Annotated in this window: 15 protein-coding genes and 1 pseudogene; 2 read left to right on the top strand and 14 right to left on the bottom strand. The window is 69.5% G+C overall.

Annotated elements, in window-relative coordinates:
• Positions 1 to 348: 348 nt before the first annotated feature.
• Complete coding sequence (locus tag HPY32_RS29630; protein WP_156673821.1) at positions 349 to 612, top strand: hypothetical protein; 264 nt, start codon at positions 349 to 351, stop codon at positions 610 to 612.
• Between the two features lie 45 nt (positions 613 to 657).
• Here HPY32_RS29630 and HPY32_RS29625 read toward each other — a convergent pair whose 3' ends face one another.
• From HPY32_RS29625 to HPY32_RS29575, 11 genes are all read right to left on the bottom strand, one after another.
• Positions 658 to 1,773, bottom strand: coding sequence for a hypothetical protein (locus HPY32_RS29625; protein ID WP_067577719.1), 1,116 nt, complete (start codon positions 1,771 to 1,773; stop codon positions 658 to 660).
• 241 nt (positions 1,774 to 2,014) lie between these two features.
• Positions 2,015 to 3,010: a hypothetical protein gene (locus tag HPY32_RS29620; protein WP_067577717.1), complete on the bottom strand. Its 996-nt coding sequence runs from the start codon at positions 3,008 to 3,010 to the stop codon at positions 2,015 to 2,017.
• A 63-nt stretch (positions 3,011 to 3,073) separates the two neighbouring features.
• Positions 3,074 to 4,030 carry a hypothetical protein gene (locus HPY32_RS29615; protein WP_067577715.1) on the bottom strand — a complete coding sequence of 319 codons (957 nt, stop codon included), beginning with the start codon at positions 4,028 to 4,030 and terminating at the stop codon, positions 3,074 to 3,076.
• Between the two features lie 237 nt (positions 4,031 to 4,267).
• On the bottom strand, positions 4,268 to 5,185 hold the full coding sequence (locus HPY32_RS29610; RefSeq protein ID WP_067577713.1) for a hypothetical protein: 918 nt from the start codon (positions 5,183 to 5,185) through the stop codon (positions 4,268 to 4,270).
• Positions 5,182 to 6,030 (bottom strand): hypothetical protein, encoded by an 849-nt coding sequence (locus HPY32_RS29605; RefSeq protein ID WP_067577711.1) that lies wholly within the window; start codon positions 6,028 to 6,030, stop codon positions 5,182 to 5,184. Before HPY32_RS29605 ends, HPY32_RS29610 begins: the two co-directional genes overlap by 4 nt.
• A 38-nt stretch (positions 6,031 to 6,068) precedes the next feature.
• The gene (locus HPY32_RS29600) at positions 6,069 to 6,938 is read right to left on the bottom strand and encodes a hypothetical protein (protein ID WP_156673820.1); all 870 of its coding nucleotides are present in this window, start codon (positions 6,936 to 6,938) and stop codon (positions 6,069 to 6,071) included.
• 67 nt (positions 6,939 to 7,005) lie between these two features.
• On the bottom strand, positions 7,006 to 7,983 hold the full coding sequence (locus HPY32_RS29595; protein WP_067577707.1) for a hypothetical protein: 978 nt from the start codon (positions 7,981 to 7,983) through the stop codon (positions 7,006 to 7,008).
• 67 nt (positions 7,984 to 8,050) lie between these two features.
• Positions 8,051 to 9,025 carry a hypothetical protein gene (locus HPY32_RS29590; RefSeq protein WP_067577705.1) on the bottom strand — a complete coding sequence of 325 codons (975 nt, stop codon included), beginning with the start codon at positions 9,023 to 9,025 and terminating at the stop codon, positions 8,051 to 8,053.
• Positions 9,026 to 9,092: 67 nt separating this feature from the next.
• Complete coding sequence (locus HPY32_RS29585; protein WP_067577703.1) at positions 9,093 to 10,175, bottom strand: hypothetical protein; 1,083 nt, start codon at positions 10,173 to 10,175, stop codon at positions 9,093 to 9,095.
• On the bottom strand, positions 10,172 to 10,717 hold the full coding sequence (locus HPY32_RS29580) for a hypothetical protein (RefSeq protein WP_067577701.1): 546 nt from the start codon (positions 10,715 to 10,717) through the stop codon (positions 10,172 to 10,174). The genes HPY32_RS29585 and HPY32_RS29580 overlap by 4 nt, the downstream gene beginning before the upstream one ends.
• Entirely contained in the window at positions 10,714 to 11,151 is a 438-nt protein-coding gene (locus HPY32_RS29575) for a hypothetical protein (RefSeq protein WP_067577699.1), read from the bottom strand. The genes HPY32_RS29580 and HPY32_RS29575 overlap by 4 nt, the downstream gene beginning before the upstream one ends.
• 356 nt (positions 11,152 to 11,507) lie before the next feature.
• On the opposite strand from HPY32_RS29575, the gene HPY32_RS29570 reads away from it, so the two are divergent.
• Entirely contained in the window at positions 11,508 to 12,107 is a 600-nt protein-coding gene (locus HPY32_RS29570) for a cation efflux transmembrane domain-containing protein (protein WP_082870523.1), read from the top strand.
• Between the two features lie 89 nt (positions 12,108 to 12,196).
• On the opposite strand, the gene HPY32_RS29565 is transcribed toward HPY32_RS29570, so the two are convergent.
• The 3 genes and pseudogenes from HPY32_RS29565 to HPY32_RS46625 all read right to left on the bottom strand — a co-directional run bounded on the left by HPY32_RS29565 (position 12,197) and on the right by HPY32_RS46625 (position 16,559).
• The gene (locus HPY32_RS29565) at positions 12,197 to 13,321 is read right to left on the bottom strand and encodes a C40 family peptidase (protein ID WP_231951291.1); all 1,125 of its coding nucleotides are present in this window, start codon (positions 13,319 to 13,321) and stop codon (positions 12,197 to 12,199) included.
• 3 nt (positions 13,322 to 13,324) lie between these two features.
• The gene (locus HPY32_RS29560) at positions 13,325 to 15,103 is read right to left on the bottom strand and encodes a putative type IV secretion/conjugal transfer ATPase (RefSeq protein ID WP_197696319.1); all 1,779 of its coding nucleotides are present in this window, start codon (positions 15,101 to 15,103) and stop codon (positions 13,325 to 13,327) included.
• Positions 15,100 to 16,559, bottom strand: a pseudogene (locus HPY32_RS46625) (SCO6880 family protein). The gene HPY32_RS29560 and the pseudogene HPY32_RS46625 overlap by 4 nt, the downstream one beginning before the upstream one ends.
• Positions 16,560 to 16,565 lie beyond the last annotated feature (6 nt).

Below are 16,565 nucleotides of genomic sequence, written 5' to 3'. Positions count from 1 at the left end.
GAAGCGAGCCGCCGGCCCCGTCGTGCCCACCGGAGGTACCGGCGGGTCTTTGGGGTCGGGACGGCGGGGTGATGTCCCTCGCGAGAAGCAGGTGGCAGCCGGTGGCTCGGCGTCAAAGCCACCGCTGCCGAAGACGCAGCAGCGCAGCAGCACAGCCGATTACGGATCACCAGCCAGACGAGTCCGCCACCGCGAGAACGCATCCGGGGCGCCCGGGCCGCTGAGGAGGCCGTCCATGACACCCATAAACGCACCGAGGGGCTGGACCGACTGCGGTGACGGTGGCGTGGATTGTGGTGCCACTGCGCCGATCTCGGCCCCGAATACCCCGGTGCGTGCGGTGATGCGGTGTCGCCAGCGGATCACGCGCTGGCGCGGGTCACATTCCGCGGCCTCGACGTCGCCCAACCGTTGATGCCGCGGGTCCTGCACCTGGACGCGGGCCCGTTCGAGTGCCGTGGCCTGGGCGAGGTGCTGGTCGAGACCGTCGGCCTCGCGTCGATACCGGCCCCGCGGTCTCCTCGGCATCTGGTCGAGGTGCTGGAGGCGCTGGTGGCCGATGGCCGCGAATTCACCCTCGGCACACCGGCATCGGGTACTGCTACGCCGTGACATGGTCATGGAGATCCTCACTGATCGTTTCCCGCACGGTGGGGGTTAGGCGTCGCGGCTGGCGGCGGTGGCCGCGGTCGCGGCGGCGGCCCGCTCGGCGGTTTCGACGGTGCAGCGGCCCAGCCCGCACGCGGTCGCGACCGCGTACGCGGGGCGCCCGGCCGCCTCCTCGAACAAGCCGAGCGCGTGGATGCTGGCGGGAATGCTGGCCGCAGACACCACCCCGGCGATCACCGTCCAGCCCGGATCCAGCCGGTGTAGCGGCGCGTAGAACTCCGGGTCCAGCGGCGCGGGCTCGGCCCCATGCGCGCAGGGAATGTGCACCACGGGCAGCGGTGTGCGCGAGCGCCGCAACCGCAGCGCCACCGCGTTCAACAACACCACGGCCGGAGCCAGGTCGCGCGGGGCCAGCAGGGCCTGGTGCTCGTGGTCGCCGTAGCACAGGTGCAGGCTGGTCGCCGCCCCGATCCGATCAGCGCGTGCCAGCAGATCCGCGAGTTGCCGGGCGATCCGCCCGGTCACCGCCCACCGTGCCCGCAGTTCGACGGCCTTGACCATCGACAGCAGCGCCACCGGGGATTCCACCTGCCAGACGATCCCGTCGCCGTGCGCGGCGACCACCCGCTCCATCTCCTCCAGCACCGCCTCGGTCACCACCGGCAACAACCGCATCGCGGTCGCGAGCTGCCCCAGATGATGCAGGCCCGGCCCGATCTGTAACCCCTCCGCCACGCAGCTACCGGCGAACGCGAACAGGCTCATGTCCAGCGGGTTCGGTTGACTGATCTGCACTCTGGTGTGCTCGAGTTCGGGCCGCAGGTGCTGCAGCGCCCGATACTCGCCGACGATGTCGCCGATCGCGGCGATCCGGTCCATCGCCAGATCGGCCGGTTCGAGCGTCACGCCGGTGCGGGGCCGCAATGTCGGGATGTGGTCGTAGTCGGCGTAATCGGCGGCGCCGTTGCTGTGAGTGAGTTCCAGGACCTCGGTGCGGGTGGCCAGCTCGCGCAGGTAGGCGATCAGCCAGCCCGGATCCAGATCACACGGCACCGCTGTGAGCTGCTGTCGCCCAGCGTGTTTGACGAACCACTCCAGGACCTCGGAATGGCTGGTCCGCAACGCTGCGGGCAGGCTGCCGACGAAATGCACTCTGGTGGTCATCGCGACCTCCTCCTTTTTCGACCGAATGGTCGCTGTCGAAATTTCTGGTTGTGGTGAATGTGGTTGCGCGGTCGCCGGATTCGCCCGGCGGTCGTGCAGGTGCGCCGAGCGCGCGACCGGAGAGGAGCCGAGGGCAGTCCTGTGCGAAACGCGGGCGCACCGGGCGGTGCCGCGCGGGGTCAGGTCCCTATCCGGGGCGGGCGCGCCTGCGTAGGCGTGGTGTTCTATCCCCGTGTGCGGTTCAGGGTTCGGTGCCCAGGTCCGGTGACCGTGACGGCTGGGGCGTCTCGATGTCGGGTGCGGGGTCCCAGCTCTGGCCGGTGTAGCCGAGGGTGGTGTCGACGGCCGTCTCGGCGGGGTGCTGGTGTGCCGGGAGAGCGGACGTGCCCGCGAGGGTGAGCGCGCGGTCGATGAACTCCTGCGGCGACGGCGGCAGCACGGCCTCGCCCGCGAGCACGGGAGATCCGGTCTGTGGGTCGGTGGGAATGGTCGCCGGGGTCGGCGAATCCGGCGACGGCTGCGCGTGCGCGCGCCACCCGAATTCCAGCTCGTCGCGGGCCGCCGCCTTCAATCGGGCCGCCCGCATCCCTCGCATCTGCGCCGCGAAACCGGTATCCCCCCACAAGAACTCGGCCTCACCGGCGGACAATCCCACCGCGCGCGCAAAGGTCGCGACCCGCTCGTGCCGAAGCTCCATATTGCGGGCGAAATCGGCCTCGGCCACGGGATCGTGCCCGAACATACCGCCACCGCGCCCCCACCGGGCCTGCCGCTCGGCGGCGTGCAGCGCCATATCCTCGAGCTGCCACACATCCAGCGTCATCAAATCCAGCGAGATCTGGCGCACGTCCCCCGCCCTCGAGCCCGCCGCCGCATCGGCGGCCGGGCGCGCAGCCACGGGTTCCGTACCCGGGCTCGCCGCCGTCTGCGGCGTGGCGCGGGTACCCGCTGCGGCGGCGCCCGCTGCGGCCCCGGCTGCTCGGACATCGGCGATGACTCTCGGGTGCAGGCCGGTCCTGCGCGCGCGGTCCTCGATCTCGGCCAGCATCGCCGACACTTCGCCCCCGTACGCACGCATCTGCGACTGGTGGTCGGGGTCGGCGGCACCGTCGTAGCCGCTCGTTCCCTGACTGGTCACCCGAGCGTGTTCACTGCTGAGTATGTGGATCTGCTGTAGCAGGGTGGCCTGCCACTGCCGCACCGTCACCGCGTCCGGTGCCGGTTCTGGTTGGGTCATGATGACAACTCCGTTTTCGTGAAATGGCTTGATGATCAACCCGTTCGGCGACGGTTCACCGGCTCAGGGGTCGGGCCCGGTCTCGGTACCGGGTGCGACACCGGGCCCGATGCCGGGGTCGGGGTCGCCGGGGCCGGTGTTCGTGGGCGTGTCGGTGCCGGGCAGCGCCGCCGCGATGGCGGCGCTGGTCGCCTCGTAGTGGCGGTGCTGGGCGAGCAGGGTGTGCGCGGCGGCGCGGGCGCGGGTCAGCATCTGCCCGGGCGGGGCTGGCAGGCGGTCGGTGACGGTGCTCGAGACCGCGGGGTCGCCGCCGACACCGGTCGCGGTCCGCAGCCGCCGCACCGACTCCCGCAGCACCGCGACGTGGTCGTCGGTGGCGTGGATGCGCCCGATCTCGTCCAGTTCATCCCCGGGGAAATGCAGGAACCCATTGACCTGGTCACACCAGCCGCGGTCGTCGATCGACCAGAGACGGTCACGTTCCTGCGGGGTCATGCCGATCGCATACGCGGTCAATCCCGCACGCGCCCACAACAAATCCATCACTCGCCGCATCCGCGGCGCCAGCTGCGGGTCCGAATCACCAACGCTGCCATCGACACTGAGACGATGCTCACGCACCACCGTCACCGCCACCAGCCGCATCAGCTGTGCCGCATCCTGTTCGACTCGCTCCGCCGTCCGGCGACGCCGCGGATGCGGTGGTGGTACCGGCAACAACTGGCCGTCGTCCCACAGGCGTCCGGCCTGTCCCAGCCGGCGCACGCGACCGATCCACCCCCTCGGCACACCGGCGACCTCCGCGGTCATCTCCGCGATCGAGCGCGCACGCCCGGCAGCGCTGATCTCACCAACCAACTGCACCGACCGCCGGAAATCCCCCGGCGCTTGCGACGCCGCGTGCAGGCGTGCCTCCTCGGCCGCCAGCCGCTGCACCTCCCTCAGCACCGCGGCCTGCTCGACCGGAATATCCCCGCCGCGCACCGCGATCGGCCCCGACCGCGCCATCACCGCTGCCATCTCGTCTGGCGGGCCGAGGTCTGTGTCCTGCCCGCGCGCCGCGCACGACAGTCCGGTAGCCCTTCGTGGATATTCATGGGTCGATACCGGGGTCGCTCGGTCCGCGCATCCGGGCCTGCGGATCACGCGTGATGTGGCTGTCGTCCTCCCACCCGACGTCCTCGATCGCAGTGGTCGACGTGAGGGGGGCTGGGTCCGGCCGAGGTGCCCTGCGGCCCGTTAGGTGCCCGTCGCTGCTCACGGGTCGATACCCCGGTCGCTGGATCCAGGCGGCCCGGACTGTGAGTTATCGATGGTGTGGCTGGCGGCGTCCCAGCGGGACTCCGGCCCGTCCGGCAACGCGGCGTCGATAGCCGCGTTGTGTGTGGCGGCGTCGACCGGTGTGCCCCGGGCGAGGTCGGCGAGCGCTCGCTCGGCCCAGGTCATCAGCTCCTGCGGTGTCGGTCCGGTCCGGGCCAGCAGTCGGGGCGGGCTGGCGACCGGTCGCAGGATTTCCAGCACACTGCGCGCCCGGGCTTCCCGCCGTGGCGACGCCTGCTCTGTCCACCGGGCCACCACGATGGCGGTGCACAGTTCGGCGGAGATCTGCACCGCTGACCGCCGCAGCGTCTTCGGCCATTCCCACAACGACGTCCACTCCTGGTCACTGATTTCCAGGACATGTGCTAGCGCGTCGACCTGCGCGCCGAGCAGATGCATGTTGGTCAGATGCCGTGCCGCCGTGACGTTGTCAGGGTCGGCGACCACCGCCATGGACCCACCCTGCCCACGCAGCCTCTGCGACCGCACGGCAGCGATCGCGGCCATCTCGTGCAACTCCACGATGTCACCGGCAACCCAGTCCCCCACAGTCGATTTCATCCAGTCCTCGGTGACGGCAAGCCCGCCAAGAGCCCGCAGCTGGATACGCTGATCCCCGAGCAACTCGGCCAGCGCGACCTCGCGCGGGGAAGCTCCGGTGTTCTGCGCCTGCGCCCTGCCATCGGCGATGGCGTGGTCGACCATCTCCACCGTCGCCAGCAGCCCCGCCCGGGTGACCGGCGACAGCTGTTCTCGTTCGACCGCATCCCGCAGCCACCGGCGTTGATACGCAAGATCGTTCACCTGCCGCAGCTCCCGATCGACCGGATCGCGAGACTCGTTCCAGGGGCTCATAATTCGAGCTCCGATCCCGGCTCGACCGCGCGCTCGTCGATCGGGCCGTCGGGTGCGCCGCGTCCGTCGCGGTCCGCCCACGCCCTCGCGCGGGCGGCATCGATCGCGGCCTCGATGTCGACCGTCGGCACGAGGACGGGCGGATCGACCCGGTGACGGAGCGCGTCGGTCGCGGCGGTGATCATGTCTGCCGGTTTCGGTGGCCACCACACGTCCGGTCCGGCGGGGGCGCCCTGCTGCCGTGCCGTGTCTCCTCGTGCCGACGTCGTGAGGATCTTCACCGGTTGCGCGGTGGCGTAGGCGATCCAGCGCCGGTACAGGTCCCGGTCGCTGTAGGTGTCGACCGTTGCTGCGACGATTCGCCGCCAGCCGCGAATATCGCTGGCCCACAGTTGCTCTCGTTCGGCGTCGTCCGGTTCGATGGTGCGTACCGCGTCACAGGTCCGTAGCCAGAGCTGCACCATGTTCTGATCGAAAAACGTGGCGTGCGCGGGATCGGGCTCGACCATGATCCCCACGGCGGCTAGACGTTCCAGCCGGGCCGCAGCCAGCGCCGCCACGTGCTGTAGTTCCCACAGGTCCGCGGCCAGGGCCTCGATGGCGTTGTTCCGCGGCGTATTTCGTCTCTTCGGCCGGTGTGTGCCGGTGGGTCCGCTGCCGCATCGGCCTAGTATTCTGGCGTGTTCGATCCACCAGGGTGGCAATCCGATCGCGACAGCACGTGCTTGGGCATCGATGAGTGCCTGGTGACGGTGTGGGCCGACAGCGGACGTGGACAGGTCCTGGATGTGTTCCAGGAGCCGGGCTTTCCACGACGGTTCGTTCGCCCACGGTGTTTCGGTCACCGGATACTCCTTTCCTTTGTCGAATGTCGAAGGGCTGGTTACAGGCCAGCTCCGCTGTTGGCGTCGGCCTCGACGCTGAAGACCGGTGTGGCGACCCCGACGGTCGAGGCGGAGGCCGATGCCGTGATCTCGGTGGCCGAGGATGCCGGTTCGCCGAGACCGGCGACGGCGACGGCGTGCTCGATGGCCCACCCCGGTGCGGCTTGCGCGGCGTGTTCCGCAGCCGAGTTCCGGTCCGCCAGCGCCGCTTTCACCTCGCCGACCATCTGCGTGGGTGTGGGTGGCACATGTCGCGCGGCGTGTGGGGTGAGACCGGCCGCACGCAATGCTGTGGCCTGCAATCCGATCCGTTTCATGTCGGGATCCAGTGCTACCCATCCGTGGAGTCGCTCCGCGACCGCACCGGGTGGCATCCGCGATACCGTGTCCGCCGCCTCTGCTGCCCATCGTCGGTTGGTCCCCCACAGGTGCACAGCCTCCTCGGCCGCGACGGCCAGCAGATGGGTCAGCGTGACCGCCCGGTCCCACATCACCCGCACGCGCCGCTGCACGAGCGATACCGTGCGGGCGTTCACGGTCGGGGCTCCCGCGCTGTGACCGGCGACAACGCCGACGACCTCGTGAATCCGGCCGATATCGCGTCCCAGAGCGTCCAGCAGCGCGGCCCGGTCGACCGGTTCCGGATCCTTCAAGTACAGATCCGACCGCCACTCGACGCCTCGGTGACCACGCTCGAGCACGTGTGCAATCCAGGCCCGTGGCACTCCCCCGGCGATGCCCGCGAACACCAGTTCACGTCGCAGAAGGTCTCGCTCCGCACCTTCGGACCACCCGAGGCGTGCCCGGGTGTCGTTCTGGATGCTCTTCAAGACCTTCGCCTGAGCCGCGGTAGGCCGCTGCGGCGTCATCGTGCCCACCCGACCCCGTATTCGCGGCCCGCGACCGGCCCGCGCGGTACCTGCCTACCCGTGGTGCTCACGGCTCTGCTCCGGGATCGGGGCCCTTCAGCCTGCCTGCCCCGCCCGTTTCGGCCGCGAGGTCCGGCTCCACCGCGATCGACGGATACGACGCGCGAGACCCGCCGTCGACCGGCAGGAGCACCGAGACCGCGTGTTCAGTAGGCCGACACGCGCTCGGGCCGGGCGTACTGCGCTCGCGGGCACCGCTGTTGTCGGGGCTCGCCGCGGTGGCGGTGCCGAGCCGATCCGCGTCACTGATCTGCGTCAGGACCGCGCCGAGTTGCGCCAGCGCTGCGTCGATCTGTTTCACCAGATGCGCCGGTCTCGGCGGAGCATGGTCCACGGCGGCGGTGAGCCCGGCCGCCCGCAACACGGCGCCCTGCAGGCCGGTGCGTGTCAGGTCGCCGCTGGCGAACTCGCGGACCGTGGCATGGGCCGCGCCGGGCGGCATCGATAACACCGAGACCGCCGCCCGCGCCGCCCACCCTCGGTGCACACCCCACAGCCGCACGGATTCCTCGGCCGTGACGTCCAGCAGATGACTGAGCGCGACCGTGCGGTCCCACACCAGGTCCAGACGCTGCTGCACCCGGTGCGCTGTCCCGGCGTCGGTCTCGCCGAGCACCGCGACCGCGATCGAGACATCGCGGACCATGCCGCTGTCGGCGGCCAAGGCGGCCAGCAGCCCGTCACGGTCGACCGGTTCGGGATCGCCGAACACCACATCCGATCGCCACCGGATTCGCTGCTCACCCCGTGCCCGGACCTGATCGATCCATGTGCGGGGCACGCCCCCTGCGCACGCCGCGTCCTGCAGCAGCCGACACACCCCCTGCCGGGCGGTCAGTTCCCGATACCACGACCGTGCGGCGATATCGCCCACCCTGCGTTGCCGGGCCATCCCCCGATCGAAAAACCCGGCGGTCTCGGCGATCCGATTCTGGATCGCCTGCAAGATCTGCTGCTGCGCCGGGGTCGGACGCGGGCGGTTCATCGCTCCCACCGGTCCCCACCGAGGTGCCGTGGTATGCGAGCACCCGCTCTCGCTGGTTCCGCAGCGCTCACAATCCCACCTCCGCATCCCCCGACCGTCCGAACCACTCGGGCTCGGCCGCGGAACTGAACACCGGTGCGGCGTCGAATGCTCGACGGGTCACGGTGATGGCCTCGTGCGACGCGGCGGAACTGAACACCGGTGCGGTCGGCGGCGTGGCGGACCCGCCCAGGCCGACCTTTTCCAGGGCATGCTCGATATCTCGCCCGGGTGTGGCCTCCTGCTCGGGGCCGACTTCCGGGTCCCTCACGGCCAGCGCGGTTTTCACCTCGCTCACCAGGTACGCCGGGGTCGGCGGCGCATGACGGGCGGCCAGTGCGGTGAACCCCGCCTCCCGCAGCGCAATCGCTTGCGGCCCAATACGTTCCATATCGCGGTCGACGTATGCCAGCTCCATCAGCCGGTCCCCCACCACAGTCGGCGACAGCCGCGACACCGCGTGCGCGGACCGCGCGGCCCATTCCGGCTCGGTGGCCCACAGCCGCTCGGCCTCCGCCGCCGTGATGCCGAGCAGTTGTGTGAGCATGGCGGCGTGTTCCCACCGCTGGTACAGACGCCGTTCCACGATGGACGCCGCCTGCGCATCGGCGTCACTGCCCACCAGGGCGTAACGGGCTCCCAGAGCCGCGATCTCGCGGATCGCCGCGATGTCGCGGCCGACCACGCCCAGCAACGCGTCCCGGTCCACCGGCTCCGGATCCCGCAGATACAGATCCGATCGCCACCGCACCGGGCGCTCACGTTCACCGCGCTCGCGCACGTGGTCGATCCATCTCTGCGGCACTCCCCCGGCCCGCGCGGCCGATTCCAGCCACCGGCGCACGTCTTGGCGTCCCTGGATGTCCTCGTGCCAGCGGTGCGGTGCCGGTTCTGCGGTGTTCTTCGTCCACTCGGCGATGCGGCGGGAGCCCTCGGTGATGTCGACGGTGGCGTTCTGGATCGCCTTCAACACCCTCGCCTGGCTGCGAGTCGGCCGGATCATGGCGCCCACCGGACCTCATCCAGCCGCCGAGATCCGCGACCGCGCGCCCGGGATAGGTCACCGGCGGTCATAACTCCACCCCCGGATCCATAGACGGCGGTTCCGGCCCCGGGTCCGTGGTCCTGTCCGGTTCCGGGGACAGGTGCGGCTCCGGGGACAGGTGCGGCGGCACAAAGACCTCGGCCAGCGAGCCATCGGGCATCAGCACCGAGACCGCCTCACCGATCGCGAAGCCGGGCCCCCGGCCCGCGTCGGCCGCGCCCGGCGAGTTTTTCGCAATGACCAGGTCGCTGTTCCCGGACACGAGGACCTCGGCCAGCGCCTCGACCAGTGTCGATACCCCCCGCGGCCGCTCGGCCGCATCACCGGTATCCGCCCCGTGACTCGCCGACTCCGAGGCCGTGTTCAGCAGGGTGTCCGGTTCCTCGCCGGTGTCCTCGCCGTAGCGCACGGCGAACGCGTCGGCCCACCGCTGGTGTTCCTCCGACAGGTCCGCGGTGGCGTGCGCCGCCGCCCACGCCGCCGCCGCGGTCGCCGCTCGGGCCTCGGTCCGGCCGGACTGCTCGAGGGTTTCAGTCAGCCCCAGCACCGCCCGCCGATGATCGATCCGCAGCTGCTCGAACTCGATCTTCGTGTTCGCGAGTGCGACGTTCTTCGCGTGCAGGTGCCGGTCCTGCACGGCCCAGTTGCCTCCCCGGCGCAGCTTCTGGCTGTGCAGCGCATCCTTCTGGTTCAGGTCGGCACGCATGCCCCGCACTTCGAGGGAATGTTTCGCGTCCTGCCGCCTTTGGTATGCCTCGTCGGCCTCCTTACGGTCGGCGTTGCGCTCCTTCGCCAGTTCCAGCTCGAGCTGGTGTTTCTCCTCGCGCCGCCGCTCGAACGCGGCGTCGGTCTCGCGCTGGTTGGTCTTCTTGTCCTCGGCCGTCTGTTTCTCCACCGTCTTGACGGCGATCTCCAGATCGTGGACTTCCTGCGCTTTCCGGGCGCGGTCGATGTAACCGGCGACCTTCAGCTGGTGGATCTGACCGTCGCGGCCCTCCGCGGTGAAGCGTTGCAGCACATTGACTGTCATCGCCGCGCTCTGCATGGCCTGGGTGAACATCTGCGCGAAGTCTCTGCCGCCCTGGGCGATCGGATCGGGCGAGTTCATTGCCGCACCTCGATTCCCGAAACCAGCCATCCCGCACCGGGATTCGCGCGGCTGGCCCGGGTGTAGGCGGCGAATCCGATCGCGGCTTCACCGTCGCTGGGGCGCAGCTGCACCGCGAGGACACGGGCCGCCGCGGTGGCGGTATCGGTGGGGTGATCGTCACCGGTCACCTGCACCGATGCCGCGACCGAGGTCCCGGTGGTCTGCCAGTGCCGCCAGACGACGGCCGGGACGGGGGCCAGCACCACGGCCGCCGGTTCACCACCAGCCGCGAACCCCGGCTCCATCAACGCTTCCGCGCTGCGGAACGCCGCCCGCGGATCGGACTGCTGCGCGGGGCGGTAGCTGAAGATCGCCGTGACGGCGGCGGTCATGACCCCCGCGGCCGCGCATGGGTCCACCTGCTCGAACGGTGCGGTGAATCCCGGCCCGGCACAAGCACCGTCGTGTGCGGTGTGCGCCGACGGGTGTTCGCCGCTGGTGCACGCCGCGACCGCGAGCACCCCGATCACCACGATCAACGCGCGGGCGGGGCGGGTCATAGCGGCCGTCCTGGGTCGTAGAGCAGCTGGTCGAGGCTGGTGCTGCGCCAGAAGATCGGTGCCCGGTCGTTCAGATGTCCGACCGCGGGGTTGGCGGCGGCGTCGTCGACGCTGAGGTTGAGCAGCAGGCCCTCGGCGAACGCGGCGGCGTGGATCGCTCCCATCGACAGGTCGTGCTGACCAGCAATGACCAGATGCAGGATCGCGACACCGATTCCCGCGCGGCGGCAGGCGCGTCCGGCCACCACGATCGCCTGCAACGCGGCGAGCTCGGCGGCGGCCGCCGCACTGTCGACGACCAAGCCGTGGCGGAACTGGGCGTGCCAGACCGGCAGCCCGTCCTGCCGACACAACGCGATTGCCTGCCGCGATGCCGCCGACCACAGCAACAGCTGCGGTCCACTCCCCGATTCCAGGGCTCGGCGCGCATCCACGGTCCGCTTCCCAGAGCTGCTATCAGAGGTGATCGAATCCGAATTGTGGTTTGTCACAACAGTTTTCCCTTCATTGCTCGTCGCCGGATCCGGTGCCGTGTATTGGCGACAGTGGTGGTGGTGATGTAGGTTCTCGTTCTTGTTTGCGCTTCCGGCCGTAGCGAAGTGGGCGGATCATGGTGTTTCTCTCCGTTTTTGCGCAGCGGTTTCCCATCGGCATTGCGCTTTCCTCGGGTTGTCAGAGTTGCTGGGTTGAGGTGCCAAGACCGGCGTGGTGAGGTGAGGCATCGCCCAACCTCACCGACGGGTGCCCTACCCGCGTGCGTATGGGCACGCCGACGTGTGAGACTGCTCTGGTGACCAGCCTCGATGACCCCCTCCGGCGATCCTTGCTGCGCAGAGGATTCGCGCTGGAATACGCCACGCTCGGGTGGAACGTGGTCGGTATCGTCGTGCTCGCTGTCGCCGCGTTCACCGCCCGATCGGTCGCGCTGGCTGGGTTCGGGCTGGATTCGTTGATCGAGATCGGTGCGTCGACTGTTGTGATCTGGGAACTGACCGGCACGGGCGAAGCACGTCAACGCTTCGCGCTGCGGGTGATCGGCATTGGATTCGCCGCGCTGGCGGTGTATCTGCTGGCGCAATCCACCGTCGTCCTGGCTACCGGCTTCCACCCCGAGCACTCCCCGCTGGGAATCGCCTGGACCGCCGTCACCGCTATTGCGATGTTCGCTCTCGCTGCGGGTAAGGCCCGCACCGGCGCTGCGCTCGGCAACCCTGTCCTGGCCACGGAAGGCCGTGTCACCCTCATCGACGGGTTGCTCGCTGTCGCTGTGTTGCTCGGCCTGCTGCTCAACAGCCTTGTCGGCTGGTGGTGGGCAGACCCCGTCGCCGGATACGTCCTGGTCGTCTACGCGTTGCGCGAGGTGCGAGAAATCTTCTCCAGCAACGACTGACAACAGCCCACGCCATGTCCGTCCGGCAGGCACCGACGGGACGAGCCTGATTCTCACCGGTCTTGCGCAAGCGCAAGACCGGCGCAAAATCACTGAGAAGGCGCAAGCGAAGCATGAGATCCTACAGGTGAGCTGGTGCCGGGCAGGCTGTAGCGGCGTACGTCCAGGTGCTCGCTGCGCCAGAGCGGTGCCAGGGTGACGGTCTGGCCGCTCTCGGGCGCGTGCACGATCACGTCTTGGCCGTGCTGGTCGCGGCCCACATACACCGCGACGTGATGCGGCGCCGTCTCGCCGGGGTCGGTGAAGAAGATCAGATCCCCCGGTTGCCGGTCGTTGAACGGGATCGGTTGTGCGCCCGGGGCGTTGACCTGTTCCCGGGTGGTGCGGGGCAACCGGATGCGTCCGCCGGAGGCTTGGAACAGCGCGTACTGCACCAGCGCGGAGCAGTCGAAACCACCATTGGTGGGGCCGGAGAAGTCGCCGCCGCCCCACACGTAGGGGGTGCCGATCCAGCGAGTGGCGGCGCGGATCACGGCCTGCCCGAACGCCTCCTGGTCCTGGGTCAGGGGTGCGCCCTGCCCGTCGGTCCCGCACCCGCCCGGCGTCTGCCCCGGCGCTGCGGGCAGCTGGGACACGTCGATGCCCGCGAACATCTGGTACAGGCGTTGCGCTAGGTCCAGACTCGCGCCGTAGGCGTCCGGGGCCGAGTTCTCCACAGCCTGGGCAATATCGGCGACCGACATCCGGTCGCGGCCGGTCACTCGGTCGGCTTGGGTGTAGAACCAGTTGAACTGATACGGCGGGGTCATCAACGCCGCGATCCCGGCCGCACCCCAGACACTGGCGCGCATCTGGTGTGGGCCGACCGAGTCGTGGTCGTAACCGAGCCCGTCGTTGGCGTAGGTCAGCGATTGCGGCACAGCGGGATTCGCCAAATTCCGGAGGGTGGATTCGGTGATCTGCGCGGCCAGTTCGGCCACGATCACCGGCGCGGGCTCGCGCCGCTGTTTGCCGATCGCGACCCCGTTGCGCGCCAACTGGAGTTGCCGCTCCGACATACCCGCCACCGGCCCCCCGGTCCGGCCGGTCACTCCTCCACCGTCGACCGTCGCCGCGCACGAGATACCCGGCCCGCCGCCGATCACCACGATCACCACAAGCAGTACGAGCGTGCTCGATAGCGTCAGCGCCACAGCGGCTTTCACAGCGTTCACGGCTCACCTGCTTGCCCCCTGCCGATCGGCGGCCACATGATCCTGTGCCGCCTCGCCGCACTCCGAGTCCACCAACCGCGGCGTACCTACCGTTCCGGTGCGGGTGAGATGGCTGAAACGCCGGTTCGTGTTGTGAATGTCGGCATCCCGCTCGCTCGGTGTGATGGTCAGCCGGAACGGGATACCGGGCTCGTTGGCTTCCCCGGTTTTGAGCAGGAAGCAACCGGTCCCGGGTGGCACTTGAGAAGCGTCGGTGTGGTCATCGCTGGGTGGGCGGGGTGCGGCCCAGGAGGTAATGAGTAGTTTCTCGGTCTCGCTGATGGCGACTGCGGCGCGCAGGCGGTCGATCTCCTCCGGCCCGACCGGACCGATAACTTTGGCGCGCGCTCTCTCGAAGAATCCGAGGGCTTTCGACTGTGCCGCAACACTATCAAAGCTGGCGAGGTCTTTGAGGGTGTGGCTGCACATGATCAGCTCGGTGCCCAAACCACGGTTGAGCCGGGTGAGGGCGTCGGTGCGGTCGACCATGGCTGGACCCGCACCGAGTACCCGCCAGATCTCGTCCATGATCACACCGAAGGTGCGAGCGGGGCCGAGGCCCGCGTCGGCGAGGGCGTGCGCCGCGGCGACGGCCCCGAATCCCTCACTCCAGCAGACCATCAGCACCGCGGCCAGCAGTTTCGTGTCGCCTTCGGGAATGCGGGAGACGTCGATGCATACTGCGGGGCTCGTGAGATCCAGTGGGACGCTGGTCTGGGCATCGAAAATGCCACCCCACGGCCCCTCGATCAGCGCGCGTAGCGACCGCCGCAAGGCTTTGGTGCTGTTTCGGTACGCCTGCGAGGAGTCCTCCTCCGCGAATTCGCGCATCCGGTCCCCGCCCTCACCGATGACCGTGAGCAGATCCGACAGCAGCGGCGGCTGGTCCGAGGTGAAACCACCTGCGGGACTGTAGAGCTGGCGCAGCCCAGCGGCGATCAGCGTTTCCTCGTAGTCGGCGACCCGAGCCCCGCGCACGAGTTCGATCAGTCCGGCCACGATCATGACCTGCCCGGCCTCCACCCGGGCGGCGACTTGGCGGCGCTGGTCGGGGTCGGTCAGCCTGTCGATGATCGACCCGAGCGCACCGACGGCGAGCGGGTTGATGCTGGCGTAGCCGTAGCCGACATCGATCACCTGACCGTCGAGCCGTTGCACGAGGTCCCGGTAGTCGGGTTTGCTGTCACCCATGCACAACACGGTTTCCCCGGCCGCGACCGCCCCGGTCACCAAGCGGCGAATGAACGTGGATTTGCCGAATCCGTTGAGTGCCAGCACGAACGCGATCGGCGCGGTGAGGTGCCCACGCAGGAACCAGGACATGGGGTCGAAGTGCACGGGGGCGCCGGTCACGTAATGGGAGCCGACCGGGGTGCCGATCACCGGGGCGACGGCACCGACCGCGAACGGCCACAACCCGGCCACCTGCACGGTGGTGGCGCGCCATTCCGGCATCGCGGGCACCACCGCCGCGCGCCCACCCCCTGGCCCGGCGTAGCCGCGGTCGGTCAGCCGCGCCAGCGGCCGGTCGAACCCGTCGCGCGCGCGATCCTCGCCGCGCCGCGCCGCCGTGGCGTGGCGGTGGTCGTCGCTGGACAACACCGCCCGCGCCCGCATTCCGCGCCACCCGCGCGTGGTCGCGGCGGCTTCGGCGGCGGCGCGGGCCTGCGGGGTCAGGACACGAATTCCCGCGATCTGCATGGTCTTTCGCGTGTGCGGGGCTTTGTTCCGTAGTGGGGTCATAACGAGACCCGCTTGGAGATCGAGGTGTGCTCGGGCAGGATGACGCCGATGCCGAGACTGGCGGCGAAGGCTGCGGCCTGGTAGGCGTAGCAGCGGCGCACTCCCAGCCGCGCCGCCGCCGCCATCGCTTCGACCGACGCCTCGATGCCCGGCATATCCCCGCCGAGATGATCGGTGATGGTGATCAACGCGCCGAACCGGGTGAGCCCAGCGCCTTGGGCTTGTTCCTGGCGGGCGGCACCGGTGTTCTGGACGCGGATTGACGCTGCCGCGCCGGGCACACCACGCTCGGTTTGCTCGGCGGCCAACGCATCCCGGAAATCGGAGTCGACGATGTCGGTGGCCTCGGCCGCCGAATGCAGCCGATAGATGATCGCGACGCGTTTGCGGGGCACGTCCGCACGAGGTTTCAGCAGTTCTTCCAGCCCGGTTTCCAGGACCGCGCCGCGGGGCGCGGCGTCCATCTCCCAGGTGATCGACCGCGCGCCGTCGTGAACGAGATGATCCCAACGGTCGCTGTGCGCGATCGGCCCGACCGTGTCCCACGACTGGGTGCCGGTCAGGTCGCGACCGGCTAGCTCGATGTCACGCTGGGCGGCCAGGTCATACCGTGACCGCACCAATCCCAGCACTTCCCACGCTTCCAGCGGCGTCGCGGGCAGCCCGGCACGCGCCAGCTGCGATAACGCGCCTGGAGTCGTTGGCTGATCTCGCGGGCCTGCTCGGCGATGTCGCGGCGACCCCTGCCCCTGCCGATGGCGCGATAGGTGAGCGCGACGCGGGCCTCGACCCGCACCCCGACCCCGCCGATATCGGCGGCGGCCTCCCGCATCACCGCCCGCGCGAACTCGGGGGCCTGCGGGCGCAGCAGACGGGCGACCTCGCGGTGCTGCCGCAGATGGGTTTCCACCACGGTGTCCAGCACCGAGGTCACCGCCACCACCTCACCACCACGCGACTGACTAGCCAGAAAGTTCCCGTATTCGCTGACCCAGTCGTCGATCTGGGTCTGATCCACCAACTCGCGCCCGCGCGGGATAACCCGCAACACGACCGTGTAGTGATCGGTGCGCCGGACATGGATCAGCCCGAACCGTTTCCCACCCGGTGTCTCGTACTCGGTCAGCCACGAATCCGCCAACAGCCCCGGCAATCTCGCCGTGCCCGGGATCGAGGAGAAGCGACCGCTGCGATACTCCAACTCGCCGCGGCTACGGGCGAGCGCGAATTGGATCCGCAGGACCGCGATCTCCCAGCCGGTGCGGCCCCCGATCGTCACCGCCATCGGGACGAAAATCGCTGCCGCACAACAGATCGCGATCCCAGTCACCGACAACGAGTGGGTGACCATGAAAATCAGCATGATCGCGATCACCAAACCCAGGCCCAGCATCGACACACCCCAGGTGAGGCCGAAAAACCCTGCGCTGCGGGGCTTTTCCCACCTTCCGTACATGCGGGT

Origin of the sequence: Nocardia terpenica (assembly GCF_013186535.1) — a bacterium.
Taxonomy (GTDB): Bacteria; Actinomycetota; Actinomycetes; order Mycobacteriales; family Mycobacteriaceae; genus Nocardia; species Nocardia terpenica.
The sequence above is the reverse complement of the archived record's forward strand: the minus strand, read 5'-3'. Positions and strand labels throughout refer to the sequence as shown.

Bases quoted from the DNA above. Each gene is read 5' to 3' on its own strand.
- HPY32_RS29625 (WP_067577719.1), bottom strand. From the start codon at position 1,773: ATGACCACCAGAGTGCATTTCGTCGGCAGCCTGCCCGCAGCGTTGCGG.
- HPY32_RS29620 (WP_067577717.1), bottom strand. From the start codon at position 3,010: ATGACCCAACCAGAACCGGCACCGGACGCGGTGACGGTGCGGCAGTGG.
- HPY32_RS29615 (WP_067577715.1), bottom strand. From the start codon at position 4,030: ATGGCAGCGGTGATGGCGCGGTCGGGGCCGATCGCGGTGCGCGGCGGG.
- HPY32_RS29610 (WP_067577713.1), bottom strand. From the start codon at position 5,185: ATGAGCCCCTGGAACGAGTCTCGCGATCCGGTCGATCGGGAGCTGCGG.
- HPY32_RS29600 (WP_156673820.1), bottom strand. From the start codon at position 6,938: ATGACGCCGCAGCGGCCTACCGCGGCTCAGGCGAAGGTCTTGAAGAGC.
- HPY32_RS29595 (WP_067577707.1), bottom strand. From the start codon at position 7,983: ATGAACCGCCCGCGTCCGACCCCGGCGCAGCAGCAGATCTTGCAGGCG.
- HPY32_RS29590 (WP_067577705.1), bottom strand. From the start codon at position 9,025: ATGATCCGGCCGACTCGCAGCCAGGCGAGGGTGTTGAAGGCGATCCAG.
- HPY32_RS29585 (WP_067577703.1), bottom strand. From the start codon at position 10,175: ATGAACTCGCCCGATCCGATCGCCCAGGGCGGCAGAGACTTCGCGCAG.
- HPY32_RS29580 (WP_067577701.1), bottom strand. From the start codon at position 10,717: ATGACCCGCCCCGCCCGCGCGTTGATCGTGGTGATCGGGGTGCTCGCG.
- HPY32_RS29560 (WP_197696319.1), bottom strand. From the start codon at position 15,103: ATGACCCCACTACGGAACAAAGCCCCGCACACGCGAAAGACCATGCAG.